We start from the raw sequence: 15,688 nt of genomic DNA on the forward strand, positions 1-15,688 counted from the left end.
GCGGCTTGCCTTAGGGCAGGCCGTAAGGCATTGAGGAGAAGCTCATGGCCGGCGCAAAAGAGATACGTAGTAAGATCGCAAGCGTCCAGAACACGCAAAAGATCACTAAAGCGATGGAGATGGTCGCCGCTTCCAAAATGCGTAAATCGCAGGATCGCATGGCGGCCAGCCGTCCTTATGCAGAGACCATGCGCAAAGTGATTGGTCACCTTGCTAACGGTAATCTGGAATATAAGCACCCCTACCTGGAAGAGCGCGACGTTAAACGCGTGGGCTACCTGGTAGTGTCGACCGACCGTGGTTTGTGCGGTGGCTTGAACATTAACCTGTTCAAAAAGCTGCTGGCGGATATGAAGGCATGGTCCGATAAAGGCGTTCAGTGCGAACTCGCAATGATCGGCTCTAAGGGCGTGTCATTCTTTAATTCCGTAGGCGGCAACGTTGTCGCTCAGGTGACAGGTATGGGGGATAACCCTTCTCTGTCCGAACTGATCGGTCCGGTTAAAGTGATGTTGCAGGCCTACGACGAAGGCCGTCTGGACAAGCTTTACATTGTCAGCAACAAATTTATTAACACCATGTCTCAGGTGCCGACGATCACTCAACTGCTGCCGCTGCCGGCGTCAGAAGATGATGATCTGAAGCGTAAAGCCTGGGATTACCTGTATGAACCAGACCCGAAAGCGCTGCTGGATACTCTCCTGCGTCGTTATGTGGAGTCTCAGGTTTATCAGGGCGTGGTAGAAAACCTGGCCAGCGAGCAGGCCGCACGAATGGTGGCGATGAAAGCCGCAACCGATAATGGCGGCAGCCTGATTAAAGAGCTGCAGTTGGTATACAACAAAGCTCGTCAGGCCAGCATTACTCAGGAACTCACCGAGATCGTCTCGGGGGCCGCCGCGGTTTAACCAGGTTATTTCGTAGAGGATTTAAGATGGCTACTGGAAAGATTGTCCAGGTAATCGGCGCCGTGGTCGACGTCGAGTTCCCTCAGGATGCCGTACCACGCGTGTACGATGCCCTTGAGGTGCAGAATGGTAATGAGAAGCTGGTGCTGGAAGTTCAGCAGCAGCTTGGCGGCGGTATCGTGCGTACCATCGCGATGGGGTCTTCTGACGGTCTGCGTCGCGGTCTGGATGTAAAAGATCTCGAACACCCGATCGAAGTCCCGGTAGGTAAAGCCACGCTGGGTCGTATCATGAACGTCCTGGGCGAACCGGTCGACATGAAAGGCGAGATCGGCGAAGAAGAGCGTTGGGCGATTCACCGCGCAGCACCTTCCTACGAAGAGTTGTCAAACTCTCAGGAACTGCTGGAAACCGGTATCAAAGTTATCGACCTGATGTGTCCGTTCGCGAAGGGCGGTAAAGTCGGTCTGTTCGGTGGTGCGGGTGTAGGTAAAACCGTAAACATGATGGAGCTTATTCGTAACATCGCGATCGAGCACTCCGGTTACTCTGTGTTTGCGGGCGTAGGGGAACGTACTCGTGAGGGTAACGACTTCTACCACGAAATGACCGACTCCAACGTTATCGATAAAGTCTCCCTGGTGTATGGCCAGATGAACGAGCCGCCGGGAAACCGTCTGCGCGTTGCATTGACCGGTCTGACCATGGCGGAGAAATTCCGTGACGAAGGTCGTGACGTACTGCTGTTCGTCGATAACATCTATCGTTACACCCTGGCCGGTACGGAAGTATCCGCACTGCTGGGCCGTATGCCTTCCGCAGTAGGTTACCAGCCGACTCTGGCGGAAGAGATGGGCGTTCTGCAGGAACGTATCACCTCCACCAAAACCGGTTCTATCACCTCCGTACAGGCGGTATACGTACCGGCGGATGACTTGACTGACCCGTCTCCAGCCACCACCTTTGCGCACTTGGATGCAACCGTGGTACTGAGCCGTCAGATCGCATCCCTGGGTATCTACCCGGCCGTTGACCCGCTGGACTCCACCAGCCGTCAGCTGGATCCGCTGGTTGTTGGTCAGGAACACTACGACACCGCGCGTGGCGTTCAGTCCATCCTGCAGCGTTATCAGGAACTGAAAGACATCATCGCCATCCTCGGTATGGACGAACTGTCTGAAGAAGATAAACTGGTGGTAGCACGCGCGCGTAAAATTCAGCGCTTCCTGTCCCAGCCGTTCTTCGTGGCGGAAGTATTTACCGGTTCTCCGGGCAAATACGTCTCCCTGAAAGACACCATCCGTGGCTTTAAAGGCATCATGGAAGGCGAATACGATCACCTGCCGGAGCAGGCGTTCTACATGGTCGGTTCCATCGACGAAGCCGTGGAAAAAGCCAAAAAACTTTAACGCCTTAATCGGAGGGTGATATGGCAATGACTTACCACCTGGATGTCGTCAGCGCGGAGCAACAAATGTTCTCCGGTCTGGTCGAGAAAATCCAGGTTACGGGTAGCGAAGGCGAACTGGGGATTTACCCGGGGCACGCGCCGCTGCTCACCGCCATTAAGCCTGGTATGATTCGCATCGTTAAGCAGCACGGTCATGAAGAGTTTATCTATCTGTCCGGCGGCATTCTGGAAGTCCAGCCTGGCAGCGTGACCGTTCTGGCGGATACCGCGATTCGCGGTCAGGATCTCGACGAAGCGCGAGCCCTGGAAGCGAAGCGTAAAGCCGAAGAGCACATTAAGAGCTCGCACGGTGACGTGGATTACGCTCAGGCGTCTGCGGAACTGGCCAAAGCGATCGCTAAACTGCGCGTTATCGAGTTGACCAAAAAAGCGATGTAACACCGGCTTGAAAGCATAAAACCAGTCTGATTGCGGACTGGTTTTTTTTTATCCTCTCAATTTTTATTCGATAAACTAGCAACGACAAAAACAAGCGGCTGAAGGCGATGCGTTTTCAGCGACAGCGCTGTTTTCATTAAATCCTTCTTTCTGTCATTGGCATCTGCACATTGTGCGAAGAAGGGAGGAATGGATGCGTTTTTATTGCATAAAATGAGGGATTATTACTATGTCATTTCAGCCATCCTTTGCGGGTCCACAACCCGACTCAAGGATTGATCGTACTACCTTTATTCGTCGTGCTTATCTTCATCTCGCCGTCGCCATCGTCGGTTTTATCGTATTGAGCGCGGCGTGGAGTTTTATAGGGGTCGGGGAGTATGCGCTTGATGTGCTGCTGGCTGGTGGAAGATATAGCTGGTTGGTTGTTCTCGGCGCTTTTATGCTGGTGGGAATGCTGGCGACCCGTCTGGCGGATAATGCGGGGAATAATCAAACGCAACTTATCGGGCTGGGGATTTATGTGTTTGCAGAATCCCTGATTTTTGCCCCCCTGTTAACGGTGGCGGCGTATATTAACCCGTCGAGCATTGGCGCGGCGGCAATAACGACTCTGTTGCTGGTCGGCGGCCTGACGTTTACCGCTTTTTCTATAAAAAAAGACTTTTCTTTTCTGCGCTCGTTTCTGACTATGGCTGGGTTCATTGCTTTTGGCGCGATTATTGCCAGCGTCATCTGCGGCTTCTCGCTGGGCGTCTGGTTTTCTGCGCTAATGGTACTGCTGTGCGCCGGGTTTATACTTTACGATACTTCTAACATTATTCACCATTACCCTACCGATCGCCCAGCTGGCGCGGCATTACATCTGTTTGCTTCTATCGCGACCATGTTCTGGTATATTTTGCGGATTTTTATGTCGCGTAATTAAGTAAAAAATACGCGCAACGGAAAACCAGCGGCCTCTGTCGCTGGTTTTTGCTTTTCTGACTCCCCTGCGCTTTATTACGTTATCTTCTTTATTTATGGAGTAAAAAAACAGCAAAAACATCGGACTACGTTGCCAATACGCGGGTGTTTTTACTTTTCAGGAGACAAGAGGCGCGGTAATGAACGAAAATGATTCATTAGCAGGCGGGGATTTTATCCCGGTGAGCGTTTTATCCTTCTTCCATTTTACGATGAAAAAAATGTAGTATTTTCAACGTGAAACAGTATAAATTCGTTCTCAAATTACAGTCAGGACGCGTATGTTAAATAGTGCTATGAGCGTAGTGATCCTTGCCGCAGGTAAAGGCACGCGCATGTATTCCGATATTCCTAAAGTGCTGCACACGCTGGCGGGTAAACCCATGGTGCAGCATGTCATTGATGCAGCTACTAAATTAGGGGCCGCACAGGTTCATCTGGTCTATGGCCACGGTGGCGAGTTGTTAAAACAGACCCTGAAAGATGACAAGCTGAACTGGGTGCTTCAGGCGGAACAGTTGGGAACAGGTCACGCAATGCAGCAGGCCGCGCCCTTCTTTAGCGACGATGAAGATATTTTAATGCTTTACGGCGACGTGCCGCTGATTTCGGTTGAAACCTTACAGCGCCTGCGCGATGCCAAACCGCAGGGTGGTATTGGGTTATTAACCGTGAAGCTGGACGATCCGAGCGGCTATGGCCGTATTACGCGTGAAAACGGTAAAGTGACCGGCATCGTTGAACATAAAGACGCCACTGATGAACAGCGTCAGATCCAGGAAATTAACACCGGTATTCTGATCGCCAACGGCGCGGACCTGAAACGCTGGTTGTCTAAGCTGACTAACAATAATGCGCAGGGTGAATATTATATCACTGATATCATTGCGCTGGCTTATCAGGAAGGACGGGAAATCGCCGCGGTGCATCCGGCTCGCATCAGCGAAACGGACGGCGTGAATAACCGTCTACAGCTTTCTCGTCTGGAGCGTATTTACCAGGCCGAACAGGCGGAGAAACTGCTGTTATCCGGCGTTATGTTGCGCGATCCGGCACGTTTTGATCTCCGCGGCACCCTTCATTGTGGAATGGATGTGGAAATTGACGCTAACGTTATCATCGAAGGTTATGTAACGCTCGGTCACCGCGTGAAGATCGGCGCGGGCTGCATTATTAAAAACAGCGTTATTGGCGATGACTGCGAAATTAGCCCATACAGCGTGGTGGAAGATGCGCATCTGGAAGCGGCCTGCACCATCGGTCCGTTTGCTCGCCTGCGTCCCGGCGCGGAGCTGTTAGCGGGCGCTCACGTCGGCAATTTTGTTGAAATGAAAAAAGCGCGTCTCGGTAAAGGCTCGAAGGCCGGTCATCTGACCTACCTGGGCGATGCGGAAATTGGCGACAACGTGAATATCGGCGCGGGGACCATCACCTGTAACTATGATGGCGCGAACAAATTCAAAACGGTTATTGGCGACGATGTGTTTGTCGGCTCCGATACCCAACTGGTGGCGCCGGTTACTGTTGGTAAAGGGGCCACCATCGCCGCAGGGACTACTGTCACCCGTAACGTAGCTGACAATGAACTGGTATTAAGCCGCGTGCCGCAGGTGCATAAGCAAGGCTGGCAGCGTCCGGTGAAGAAAAAGTGATTTTGTAAGCCGGATAAGCGTCAGCGCCATCCGGCAGACCGGAGATGAGAGGATAAAATAATCCTCCGCTCCATGAGCAGTACTTATAAAAATAACCCCACTCTCTACAAGGCTCGGGGCGCCCGCAACGACGGGCATACAGGTCAGCGACAACGCATGGCGTAATGCCATAATCAGGAAATAAAACTATGTGTGGAATTGTTGGCGCTATCGCGCAGCGTGATGTAGCTGAAATCCTTCTCGAAGGTTTACGTCGTCTGGAATACCGCGGATATGACTCTGCCGGTCTGGCCGTGGTGGATGCAGAAGGTCATATGACCCGCCTGCGTCGCCTCGGTAAAGTCCAGATGCTGGCTCAGGCAGCGGAAGAACACCCGCTGCATGGCGGCACCGGTATTGCTCACACTCGCTGGGCGACGCACGGTGAACCTTCAGAAGCTAACGCGCATCCGCATGTTTCTGAACACATTGTGGTGGTGCATAACGGCATCATCGAAAACCATGAACCGCTGCGTGAAGCGTTAAAAGCGCGTGGCTATACCTTCGTTTCTGAAACCGACACCGAAGTGATTGCACACCTGGTAAACTGGGAACTGAAACAGGGAGGTACTCTGCGTGAGGCTGTTCTGCGTGCTATCCCGCAACTGCGTGGCGCATATGGTACGGTAATCATGGATACCCGTCACCCGGATACCCTACTGGCTGCACGTTCTGGTAGTCCGCTGGTGATTGGCATGGGTATGGGCGAAAACTTTATCGCTTCTGACCAGCTGGCGCTGTTGCCAGTGACTCGTCGCTTTATCTTCCTTGAAGAGGGCGATATCGCTGAAATCACTCGCCGTTCGGTAAATATCTTCGATAACACCGGCGCGGAAGTAAAACGTCAGGATATCGAATCCAATCTGCAATATGACGCGGGCGATAAAGGTATTTACCGCCACTACATGCAGAAAGAGATCTACGAACAGCCGAACGCGATCAAAAACACCCTTACCGGGCGCATCAGCCACGGTCAGGTGGATTTAAGCGAGCTGGGACCGAACGCCGACGAACTGCTGTCGAAGGTTGAGCATATTCAGATCCTCGCCTGCGGTACGTCTTACAACTCCGGTATGGTTTCCCGTTACTGGTTTGAATCGCTGGCAGGTATTCCGTGCGACGTTGAAATCGCCTCTGAATTCCGCTATCGCAAATCTGCCGTGCGCCGTAACAGCCTGATGATCACGCTCTCCCAGTCTGGCGAAACCGCAGATACCCTGGCTGGCCTGCGTCTGTCGAAAGAGCTGGGATATTTGGGCTCTCTGGCCATTTGTAACGTGCCGGGCTCTTCGCTGGTGCGTGAATCCGATCTGGCGCTGATGACCAACGCGGGTACGGAAATTGGCGTAGCATCTACCAAAGCCTTCACCACCCAGTTAACCGTGCTGTTGATGCTGGTGGCGAAACTGGCGCGTCTGAAAGGTCTGGATGCGTCCATTGAGCATGATATCGTGCATGGCCTACAGGCGCTGCCGAGCCGTATTGAGCAGATGCTGTCGCAGGACAAACGTATCGAAGCCCTGGCGGAAGATTTCTCTGACAAACACCATGCGCTGTTCCTGGGGCGTGGCGATCAATATCCGATTGCGCTCGAAGGCGCGCTGAAGCTGAAAGAGATCTCTTACATTCACGCGGAAGCCTATGCTGCAGGCGAGCTGAAACACGGGCCGTTGGCGCTGATTGACGCCGATATGCCGGTGATTGTGGTGGCGCCGAACAACGAACTGCTGGAGAAACTGAAATCCAACATCGAAGAAGTTCGCGCACGTGGCGGTCAGTTGTACGTCTTCGCCGATCAGGATGCGGGTTTCGTCAGCAACGACAACATGCACATCATCGAGATGCCGCATGTGGAAGAGGTCATTGCGCCTATCTTCTACACCGTTCCGCTGCAACTGCTGGCGTATCACGTGGCGCTGATTAAAGGCACCGACGTTGACCAGCCGCGTAACCTGGCGAAATCGGTGACGGTAGAGTAAGTCAAATGTAGTACCAGGCAGAAGGCCGTCGATAGACGGCCTTTTTTTGTGCGCCGTGACAGGCGCTGTTCTTTCTCTATGGTGGCTGAAGAGCGACTAAGAGGTGCTACGCCTGCCAGCGCTACGGGCACCCGGTCACATTCTCTTCTTTAAGGCCCTGGCTCAATCCAGGTGGATCGGAAGTCAAACCACCCCAGGTTATTCAGGTGGATCCCCCTGGCCCGGTCGGGGCTTTTGAGTCGCATCCAGTGGTGAAAAAGCGGTTGTAGCCAGCCTGAACGGGTGGTTTCCCTGACCAGTTGTTCCGCGCTGATGGTTTCGGCATGCCACTGGGTTTCCCATTGGGCCAGCAGCGCATCATCCCCACCGCTGATGGCGTGGCGCAGTAAAGGGGAGCCCAGTAGCCATGTACCGACGTTCCACTCTTCGGGAATGGGGAAATTGACTGTCCCCAGCCAGAGATCCACATTGGCTTTGCCATTCGCCCAGTCATCATAATTCAGCTCAACGCCCTCAAGTAAAATGCCCTGCTGGCGCATGATCTCTTGCATGATATCCAGGAGCATTGGAAATTCAGGGTGCTGATCGTGATAGGCCAGACGCAGTTTTGCGTAGGGCGACGACGAGATAAAAGGTGAACAGGCCGGGCCCGCCTCAATAGTATGAAACCAGGAGGACAGCAGGCTGCCGCCCGGTACCCAGAAGGGGCGAATTGCCTCACTCAGATGCTGGAGTATGGCGTAAGGGCTGAGTGTTTCCCGCAGCCAGCGGCGATGTTCGGCGGTATGCCAGTGCGGGGAGCGGCTGTCGCATAATAAAAAATATCCTCCACGCTCAAGAAACATCTCGCGCAGGTTGTCAGAAGGTTTGCCTGATACCTGGCTAAGCCGTCCGGAAACGTAATCCTCATCGCTCAGGCTGGAACTGAGCCAGGCTGCCGTGTCGTTATCCGACAGCGATTCCGCCAGGTTGTCTGTCTCCGTTAAATTCGGCCAGATAAAGACCTCCACTTCATCCAGCAGCCCGCGCAAACCGAAATAGTGGTCAAAGGCCTTCATTTGCAGATGAAAGCCATTGTTTTCCACCACCTCATAAGGGCCAGTCCCCACAGGATGTGCCGGGAAATCAGCGCGTTGTGTATGGTCAGGCGGTAGGATCATGGCATCAATATGGCTGAGCAGCAGAGGCAGTCGGTTATCCGGGTGCGCCAGCGTAATTTCAAGGCTCAGCGGCCCGGTGGCCTGAATGGTCTGCAAGTGCGAGAACAACGGCAGCTTAGTGCTGCGGGTCAGTGAAGCGATAACCGCGTCGATCGTCAGCTCCTGACCATCATGCCAGAGGACGGCGGGGCGCAGATAAAAACGCCAGCGCAGTGGATCAATCTGCCGCCAGTGGTGGGCAAGATCGGCTTCGACTTCACCTTTTTCCTCATTTATGCGCGTCAGGCCGCTAAAAATCTGCCTGACCAGATGCTGCTCAGAGCGACGCAACGGTATGCCGGGGCACAGCGACGGCATTGTCCGGTAATAGGGGATGCACAGCCGCTGATAGTCTGCCCGCACGCTATAGCCCAGCTTTGAACGCAACAGTTGCGCCACCTGGTGCTTATTTTTACCCAGCAGTTGAATGGCCTGATCAACATGACCAGACTCCAGTAACTGCTCCGCCTTTTCGCTTAACAGCTGTTCTGGTTTATAGCGCAGGTGAAGCCGGGCGCGATGCCCACGTCCGGCCTGTGATTGCCAGATGAGCCACTTTGCCTCCTGCATCTGAAGCAACAGATTACGCATATGCCGCCGGGTGCAGAACAACACATCCGCGAGCTCCTGTAGCGTCACGCTAACGGGCTTGTCGCCATAGTGCTGGAGTAGCTTTAAGTATTTTTGTTCAGTGTGCCGGGTTGTCATAAAAGGTGAAATTTCCCGAACGGGAATGAGCAATTTTTAATATCCCCTTTTTAGCCGATGATTTTCTCTATCGCAACTTCTATGAGGATTCATCATGACAAAGCGCATTAATAAAGACACGCAGGTCTGCATGTCCCTGGCGGCACGCCCAAGTAACTTTGGTACACGCTTTCACAACTATCTGTACGAAGCGCTGGATCTCAATTATCTCTACAAAGCTTTCTCGCCGACCGATCTTACGCAGGCCATTAGCGGCGTGCGCGGGTTGGGGATCCGTGGGTGCGCGATCTCTATGCCGTTTAAAGAAGCCTGCATTCCGCTGGTGGATGAACTGGATGCTTCCGCTCAGGCCATTCACTCAGTTAATACCATTGTGAATACCAATGGCCATCTGAAGGCATACAACACTGATTACATTGCAATAGCTCGCTTGCTGGCGAATTACAAGGTCTCTCCCGACCTGGTGTTTGCTTTGCGTGGCAGCGGTGGTATGGCAAAGGCGGTAGCCTGCGCGCTGAAGGATGCAGGGTTTACCCGTGGTTATATTGTTGCGATTGATGAAGCGTCAGGTAAACAACTGGCCGAACTCTATGGCTATGAATGGCGCCCGGATACCGACGGTATTGAAGCCGATTTGTTAATTAACGCCACGCCTATCGGAATGGCTGGCGGTAATGATGCCGACAAACTCTCTTATTCCGAACAGGAAGTGGATAAGGCGAGCGTTATCTTTGATGTGGTGGCGCTACCGCCCGTCACGCCGCTGATCCGCTACGCCCGTGAACGCGGTAAAACCGTGATTACCGGTTCCGAAGTGTTTGCTATTCAGGCCGTGGAACAATTTGTCCTTTATACCGGGATTCGCCCGGATGACGTGCTGTTTCAGAAAGCCGCGGCCTGGTCACGTCTGTAACATTTTTTCCCGCTTTTTCTTTAAATTAAAAGAACAGGGTACCCTACTATGACTAAAAAAATTGTTGCTGTGACGGCCTGTCCGACGGGCGTCGCCCATACCTTTATGGCGGCAGAAGCGTTGGAAATTGAAGCCCGCAAGCGTGGTGACTGGATCAAGGTTGAAACCCGCGGTTCCGTCGGGGCGAAGAACACGCTGACCGCGGAAGAGATAGCGCAAGCGGATGTGGTGATTATCGCGGCGGATATTGAGCTGGATCTGTCAGGCTTTGTTGGCAAAAGACTCTATCGCACCAGTACCGGCGCGGCGCTAAAAAAGAGTGCGCAGGAAATGGATAATGCTTTCAATAGCGCCGAGGTCTATCAGGGGAGTGCCGGGCGCTCTTCTTCAGCTGGTAAAACAGAGCTACCCGGCGTTTATAAGCATTTAATGACCGGCGTATCCCATATGCTTCCTTTGGTGGTGGCGGGAGGATTGTGTATCGCACTCTCTTTTGTCTTCGGTATCCAGGCCTTCAACGAGCCGGGCACGCTGGCGGCTGCGCTATTTCAAATTGGTGGTAAGGCGGCCTTTGCGCTGATGGTGCCGGTACTGGCTGGGTTTATTGCCTTCTCAATTGCCGATCGTCCGGGTCTGGCCCCGGGGCTTATTGGCGGGATGTTGGCCAGCCTGTGCGGTGCTGGTTTCCTGGGAGGGATTGTGGCCGGTTTTCTGGCCGGTTACAGCGTACGGTTTCTGGCGCAAAATATTAAGCTGCCGGCGTCAATGGAAGCGCTTAAGCCTGTGCTGGTTCTGCCGCTACTGTCTACGCTGATTACCGGCCTTATCATGATTTACGTGGTGGGTGGCCCGGTGTCTGCGGTGATGGAAGGGCTGACGACGTTCCTGGGGAATATGACCTCTACGAATGCTATCTTGCTGGGAATGTTGCTGGGCGCAATGCAAGGTTTTGACCTTGGCGGGCCGGTGAATAAAGCTGCGTATACCTTCGGCGTCGGTTTACTGGCTTCTCATTCTTATATGCCAATGGCGGCCATTATGGCGGCAGGGATGGTACCGGCATTAGGAATGGGCGTCGCAACCTGGGCGGCCAGAGCGAAATTCAATGCCGCTGAGCATGAAGCGGGTAATGCATCTTTTATCCTGGGGCTGTGCTTTATCTCTGAAGGGGCGATTCCCTTCGCCGCGCGTGACCCGATGCGCGTCATCCCTTCCACGATGGTCGGTGGCGCAATCGCCGGGGGACTATCCATGTATTTCGGTTGTACACTGATGGCGCCACACGGTGGCCTCTTTGTCCTGGCGATCCCGCATGCGGTAGAACATGTGATGCAATATCTGCTCTCGATTGCCCTGGGCACGATTGTCTGCGGCCTGATGTACGCGCTGTTGAAACCGTCTGCGGTTGCGCAAACAGTCTAATTCATCTCCCTCTGCAGGCTGGTCTGGTGTCTCCCCGGGCCAGCTTTTTTTATTTCCATTGTCATCAAACCGTCATAATCAAGACATATAACTGTCATCAATTTGTCCTATTTTGCTCATCGTAGCAACTCAAACAACGATTTACCGAAACCGTGCAGGAGACATTATGAAAGTTATGCGTACCACTGTCGCAACTGTTGTCGCCGCGACCTTATCGATGAGCGCGTTCTCTGCCTTTGCAGCAGCAAGCCTGACAGGTGCCGGTGCAACGTTTCCTGCGCCGGTGTATGCCAAATGGGCGGATACCTACCAGAAAGAAACCGGTAACAAAGTCAATTACCAGGGGATAGGCTCTTCCGGCGGCGTGAAACAAATCACCGCGAATACCGTTGATTTTGGCGCTTCCGATGCGCCGCTGTCTGACGAAAAACTGAATCAGGAAGGCCTGTTCCAGTTCCCGACGGTGATCGGCGGCGTGGTGCTGGCGGTGAATATTCCAGGCCTCAAATCCGGCGAACTGGTGCTGGATGGTAAAACACTGGGTGACATCTACCTCGGTAAAATCAAAAAGTGGGATGATGAAGCCATCACCAAACTGAACCCAGGCGTGAAGCTGCCTTCTCAGAACATCGCTGTGGTGCGTCGCGCTGACGGTTCCGGTACCTCCTTCGTGTTCACCAGTTACCTGGCGAAAGTCAACGACGAGTGGAAATCGAAAGTGGGCGCGGGTTCTACCGTGAACTGGCCAACCGGTCTGGGCGGTAAAGGTAACGACGGCATCGCGGCATTTGTACAGCGTCTGCCAGGCGCTATCGGCTACGTTGAGTATGCGTATGCCAAGCAGAACAACCTGGCCTACACCAAACTGGTTTCAGCCGACGGCAAACCGGTAAGCCCGACGGAAGAGAGCTTCTCTAATGCGGCGAAAGGCGCTGACTGGAGCAAAACCTTCGCGCAGGATCTGACCAACCAGAAAGGTGACGATGTGTGGCCAATCACCTCCACCACCTTTATCCTGGTCCACAAAGCGCAGAAGAAACCTGAGCAGGGTGCTGAAGTGCTGAAGTTCTTCGACTGGGCCTACAAAAATGGCGCTAAACAGGCGAATGATCTGGACTACGCCAGCCTGCCGGATAACGTCGTTGAGCAGGTTCGTACTGCCTGGAAGACCAGTATAAAAGACAGCAACGGTAAGGCGCTGTATTAATTAACGAATTGGCGGATGGCGCTACGCTTATCCGCCCTACGGTTTCGACCGCAGGCCCACGTTGTAGGCCGGATAAGCGTAGCGCCATCCGGCAGGGGCAACGTCGTAAAACGCGTTTAATGGAAAGAGTAATTTATGGCTGCAACCAAGCCTGCTTTTAACCCGCCGGGTAAAAAAGGCGACATGATTTTCAGCGCGCTGGTAAAACTGGCTGCGCTGATTGTGCTATTGATGTTGGGCGGTATTATCGTCTCATTGATCATCTCCTCCTGGCCAAGTATTCAGAAATTTGGTTTCTCATTTCTTTGGACTAAGGAATGGGACGCGCCAAACGATATCTACGGCGCGCTGGTGCCCATTTACGGCACGCTGGTGACCTCCTTTATCGCACTGCTGATCGCTGTTCCGGTCAGTTTCGGCATTGCCCTGTTTTTAACCGAGCTGGCGCCAGGCTGGCTAAAGCGTCCGCTCGGCATCGCCATTGAGCTGCTGGCGGCGATCCCCAGTATCGTGTACGGCATGTGGGGGCTGTTTATCTTCGCGCCGCTGTTTGCGACGTACTTCCAGGAGCCGGTCGGCAATATTCTTTCCAACATTCCGTTTGTCGGCGCGCTGTTCTCCGGCCCGGCGTTTGGTATCGGCATTCTGGCGGCGGGCGTCATCCTCGCCATCATGATCATCCCCTACATTGCGGCGGTTATGCGCGACGTCTTCGAGCAAACGCCGGTAATGATGAAAGAGTCCGCTTACGGTATCGGCTGCACTACCTGGGAAGTTATCTGGCGCATCGTGCTACCGTTCACCAAAAATGGCGTGATCGGCGGCATTATGCTGGGACTGGGCCGTGCTCTGGGTGAAACGATGGCGGTCACTTTTATCATCGGCAACACCTACCAGCTCGACAGCGCGTCGCTATATATGCCGGGCAACAGCATCACTTCCGCGCTGGCGAACGAATTCGCTGAGGCGGAATCGGGTCTGCACGTGGCAGCGTTGATGGAACTGGGGCTGATCCTGTTTGTGATCACCTTTATCGTCCTGGCGGCGTCTAAGTTCATGATTATGCGTCTGGCGAAGAACGAGGGAGCACGTTAATGGCTACGCTTGATATGCAGAACACCGCGCAGCTCGCGGAATCCCGTCGCAAGATGCAGGCGCGTCGCCGCATGAAGAATCGTATCGCACTAACGCTCTCAATGGCGACGATGGCATTTGGCCTGTTCTGGCTGATCTGGATTTTGATGTCCACCATCACGCGCGGCATTGATGGTATGTCGCTGGCGTTGTTTACCGAAATGACGCCGCCGCCGAACACGGCGGGCGGCGGGCTGGCGAACGCCCTGGCGGGGAGTGGATTGTTGATTCTCTGGGCTACCGTATTGGGTACGCCGCTGGGGATTATGGCCGGGATCTATCTGGCCGAGTATGGCCGTAAATCCTGGCTCGCCGAAGTCATTCGCTTTATTAACGACATTCTGCTTTCCGCGCCGTCAATTGTTGTGGGGCTGTTTGTTTACACCATCGTGGTGGCGCAGATGCAGCACTTCTCCGGCTGGGCAGGGGTGATTGCGCTGGCGCTGTTGCAGGTGCCGATCGTTATCCGTACCACTGAAAACATGCTCAAATTGGTGCCGGATAGCCTGCGCGAAGCCGCTTATGCGCTGGGTACGCCGAAGTGGAAGATGATCTCCGCGATTACGCTGAAAGCCTCTATCTCCGGCATTATGACCGGTATCCTGCTGGCTATTGCGCGTATCGCCGGGGAAACGGCGCCATTGTTGTTTACCGCGCTCTCGAACCAGTTCTGGAGCACCGACATGATGCAGCCGATCGCCAACCTGCCGGTGACCATTTTTAAATTCGCGATGAGCCCGTTTGCCGAATGGCAACAATTAGCCTGGGCGGGCGTGCTGATTATTACCCTGTGCGTACTGCTGCTGAATATTCTGGCGCGTGTTGTTTTCGCGAAGAAAAAACACGGTTAAAGACATTGTAGGCCTGATAAGCGTAGCGCCATCAGGCATTATTTTACGGCGTGGCGGATGCGGCGCTGGATGAGGAAAAGAGTGAAATGAGTATGGTTGAAACTGCCCCGAGTAAGATTCAGGTTCGTGATTTGAACTTCTACTACGGCAAATTCCATGCCCTGAAGAACATTAATCTGGATATCGCGAAGAATCAGGTAACGGCATTTATCGGGCCATCCGGCTGCGGTAAATCAACGCTACTGCGTACCTTCAATAAAATGTATTCGCTTTATCCGGAGCAGCGCGCGGAAGGTGAAATTCTGCTGGATGGCGACAATATTCTCACCAACACCCAGGATATCGCGCTGCTGCGCGCAAAAGTGGGGATGGTATTCCAGAAGCCGACGCCGTTCCCGATGTCCATCTATGACAATATCGCCTTTGGCGTGCGTCTGTTTGAGAAGCTGTCTCGCGCCGATATGGACGAGCGCGTGCAGTGGGCGTTGACCAAAGCCGCATTATGGAACGAAACCAAAGATAAATTGCACCAGAGCGGGTACTCTCTATCCGGTGGTCAGCAGCAGCGTCTGTGCATTGCGCGCGGTATCGCCATTCGCCCGGAAGTGTTGCTGCTGGATGAGCCATGTTCAGCTCTGGACCCGATCTCTACCGGGCGTATTGAAGAGCTGATCACCGAGCTGAAACAGGATTACACCGTGGTGATCGTGACCCACAACATGCAGCAGGCGGCACGTTGTTCCGATCATACGGCGTTTATGTACCTGGGCGAGTTGATTGAGTTCAGCAACACGGACGATCTGTTCACCAAGCCCGCGAAGAAACAAACAGAAGACTATATCACCGGTCGTTACGGTTAAT

13 protein-coding genes are annotated in these 15,688 nt (G+C 53.7%); 12 read left to right on the top strand and 1 reads right to left on the bottom strand.

Annotation, left to right across the window (positions count from 1 at the left end; genetic code table 11):
* Positions 1–44: 44 nt before the first annotated feature.
* From atpG to glmS, 6 genes are all read left to right on the top strand, one after another.
* On the top strand, positions 45–908 hold the full coding sequence (gene atpG / locus ACH0VJ_RS21665) for a F0F1 ATP synthase subunit gamma (protein ID WP_000896506.1): 864 nt from the start codon (positions 45–47) through the stop codon (positions 906–908).
* A 26-nt stretch (positions 909–934) separates the two neighbouring features.
* Complete coding sequence (gene atpD, locus ACH0VJ_RS21670) at positions 935–2,317, top strand: F0F1 ATP synthase subunit beta (RefSeq protein ID WP_000190499.1); 1,383 nt, start codon at positions 935–937, stop codon at positions 2,315–2,317.
* Positions 2,318–2,337: 20 nt separating this feature from the next.
* Entirely contained in the window at positions 2,338–2,757 is a 420-nt protein-coding gene (locus tag ACH0VJ_RS21675; RefSeq protein WP_001251971.1) for a F0F1 ATP synthase subunit epsilon, read from the top strand.
* Positions 2,758–2,986: 229 nt separating this feature from the next.
* Entirely contained in the window at positions 2,987–3,685 is a 699-nt protein-coding gene (locus ACH0VJ_RS21680) for a Bax inhibitor-1 family protein (protein WP_000009903.1), read from the top strand.
* Positions 3,686–4,004: 319 nt separating this feature from the next.
* Positions 4,005–5,375, top strand: coding sequence for a bifunctional UDP-N-acetylglucosamine diphosphorylase/glucosamine-1-phosphate N-acetyltransferase GlmU (gene glmU, locus ACH0VJ_RS21685; protein WP_000934851.1), 1,371 nt, complete (start codon positions 4,005–4,007; stop codon positions 5,373–5,375).
* A 188-nt stretch (positions 5,376–5,563) separates the two neighbouring features.
* Entirely contained in the window at positions 5,564–7,393 is a 1,830-nt protein-coding gene (gene glmS, locus ACH0VJ_RS21690) for a glutamine--fructose-6-phosphate transaminase (isomerizing) (protein WP_000334070.1), read from the top strand.
* A 149-nt stretch (positions 7,394–7,542) separates the two neighbouring features.
* Here the strand turns inward: glmS and ACH0VJ_RS21695 are convergent, their stop codons facing one another.
* The gene (locus ACH0VJ_RS21695) at positions 7,543–9,300 is read right to left on the bottom strand and encodes an SgrR family transcriptional regulator (RefSeq protein WP_000213174.1); all 1,758 of its coding nucleotides are present in this window, start codon (positions 9,298–9,300) and stop codon (positions 7,543–7,545) included.
* Positions 9,301–9,394: 94 nt separating this feature from the next.
* On the opposite strand from ACH0VJ_RS21695, the gene ACH0VJ_RS21700 reads away from it, so the two are divergent.
* The 6 genes from ACH0VJ_RS21700 (at position 9,395) to pstB (ending at position 15,687) form a co-directional block, all read left to right on the top strand.
* Positions 9,395–10,213, top strand: a complete 819-nt coding sequence (locus ACH0VJ_RS21700; protein WP_000166711.1) for a shikimate 5-dehydrogenase — start codon at positions 9,395–9,397, stop codon at positions 10,211–10,213.
* 48 nt (positions 10,214–10,261) lie between these two features.
* A complete protein-coding gene (locus ACH0VJ_RS21705; RefSeq protein ID WP_000162545.1) occupies positions 10,262–11,635 on the top strand; it encodes a fructose-specific PTS transporter subunit EIIC in 1,374 nt (457 codons plus the stop codon).
* Positions 11,636–11,801: 166 nt separating this feature from the next.
* Complete coding sequence (gene pstS / locus ACH0VJ_RS21710; protein WP_000867131.1) at positions 11,802–12,842, top strand: phosphate ABC transporter substrate-binding protein PstS; 1,041 nt, start codon at positions 11,802–11,804, stop codon at positions 12,840–12,842.
* A gap of 135 nt (positions 12,843–12,977) precedes the next feature.
* Positions 12,978–13,937 carry a phosphate ABC transporter permease PstC gene (gene pstC, locus ACH0VJ_RS21715; RefSeq protein WP_000741630.1) on the top strand — a complete coding sequence of 320 codons (960 nt, stop codon included), beginning with the start codon at positions 12,978–12,980 and terminating at the stop codon, positions 13,935–13,937.
* A complete protein-coding gene (gene pstA, locus ACH0VJ_RS21720; protein WP_000212199.1) occupies positions 13,937–14,827 on the top strand; it encodes a phosphate ABC transporter permease PstA in 891 nt (296 codons plus the stop codon). The genes pstC and pstA overlap by 1 nt, the downstream gene beginning before the upstream one ends.
* Positions 14,828–14,913: 86 nt before the next feature.
* On the top strand, positions 14,914–15,687 hold the full coding sequence (gene pstB, locus ACH0VJ_RS21725; RefSeq protein WP_000063118.1) for a phosphate ABC transporter ATP-binding protein PstB: 774 nt from the start codon (positions 14,914–14,916) through the stop codon (positions 15,685–15,687).
* Position 15,688: the final 1 nt, after the last annotated feature.

The sequence above is a fragment of the Salmonella sp. 2020_1459 genome, from assembly GCF_043847915.1.
Classification (GTDB): Bacteria; Pseudomonadota; Gammaproteobacteria; order Enterobacterales; family Enterobacteriaceae; genus Salmonella; species Salmonella enterica.

Excerpts from the sequence above, each read along its gene's own strand:
- ACH0VJ_RS21705 (WP_000162545.1), top strand. The coding sequence starts at position 10,262 with ATGACTAAAAAAATTGTTGCTGTGACGGCCTGTCCGACGGGCGTCGCC.
- glmS (WP_000334070.1), top strand. The coding sequence starts at position 5,564 with ATGTGTGGAATTGTTGGCGCTATCGCGCAGCGTGATGTAGCTGAAATC.
- pstB (WP_000063118.1), top strand. The coding sequence starts at position 14,914 with ATGAGTATGGTTGAAACTGCCCCGAGTAAGATTCAGGTTCGTGATTTG.
- ACH0VJ_RS21680 (WP_000009903.1), top strand. The coding sequence starts at position 2,987 with ATGTCATTTCAGCCATCCTTTGCGGGTCCACAACCCGACTCAAGGATT.
- pstA (WP_000212199.1), top strand. The coding sequence starts at position 13,937 with ATGGCTACGCTTGATATGCAGAACACCGCGCAGCTCGCGGAATCCCGT.
- atpD (WP_000190499.1), top strand. The coding sequence starts at position 935 with ATGGCTACTGGAAAGATTGTCCAGGTAATCGGCGCCGTGGTCGACGTC.
- ACH0VJ_RS21695 (WP_000213174.1), bottom strand. The coding sequence starts at position 9,300 with ATGACAACCCGGCACACTGAACAAAAATACTTAAAGCTACTCCAGCAC.
- glmU (WP_000934851.1), top strand. The coding sequence starts at position 4,005 with ATGTTAAATAGTGCTATGAGCGTAGTGATCCTTGCCGCAGGTAAAGGC.
- pstS (WP_000867131.1), top strand. The coding sequence starts at position 11,802 with ATGAAAGTTATGCGTACCACTGTCGCAACTGTTGTCGCCGCGACCTTA.
- pstC (WP_000741630.1), top strand. The coding sequence starts at position 12,978 with ATGGCTGCAACCAAGCCTGCTTTTAACCCGCCGGGTAAAAAAGGCGAC.
- atpG (WP_000896506.1), top strand. The coding sequence starts at position 45 with ATGGCCGGCGCAAAAGAGATACGTAGTAAGATCGCAAGCGTCCAGAAC.
- ACH0VJ_RS21675 (WP_001251971.1), top strand. The coding sequence starts at position 2,338 with ATGGCAATGACTTACCACCTGGATGTCGTCAGCGCGGAGCAACAAATG.
- ACH0VJ_RS21700 (WP_000166711.1), top strand. The coding sequence starts at position 9,395 with ATGACAAAGCGCATTAATAAAGACACGCAGGTCTGCATGTCCCTGGCG.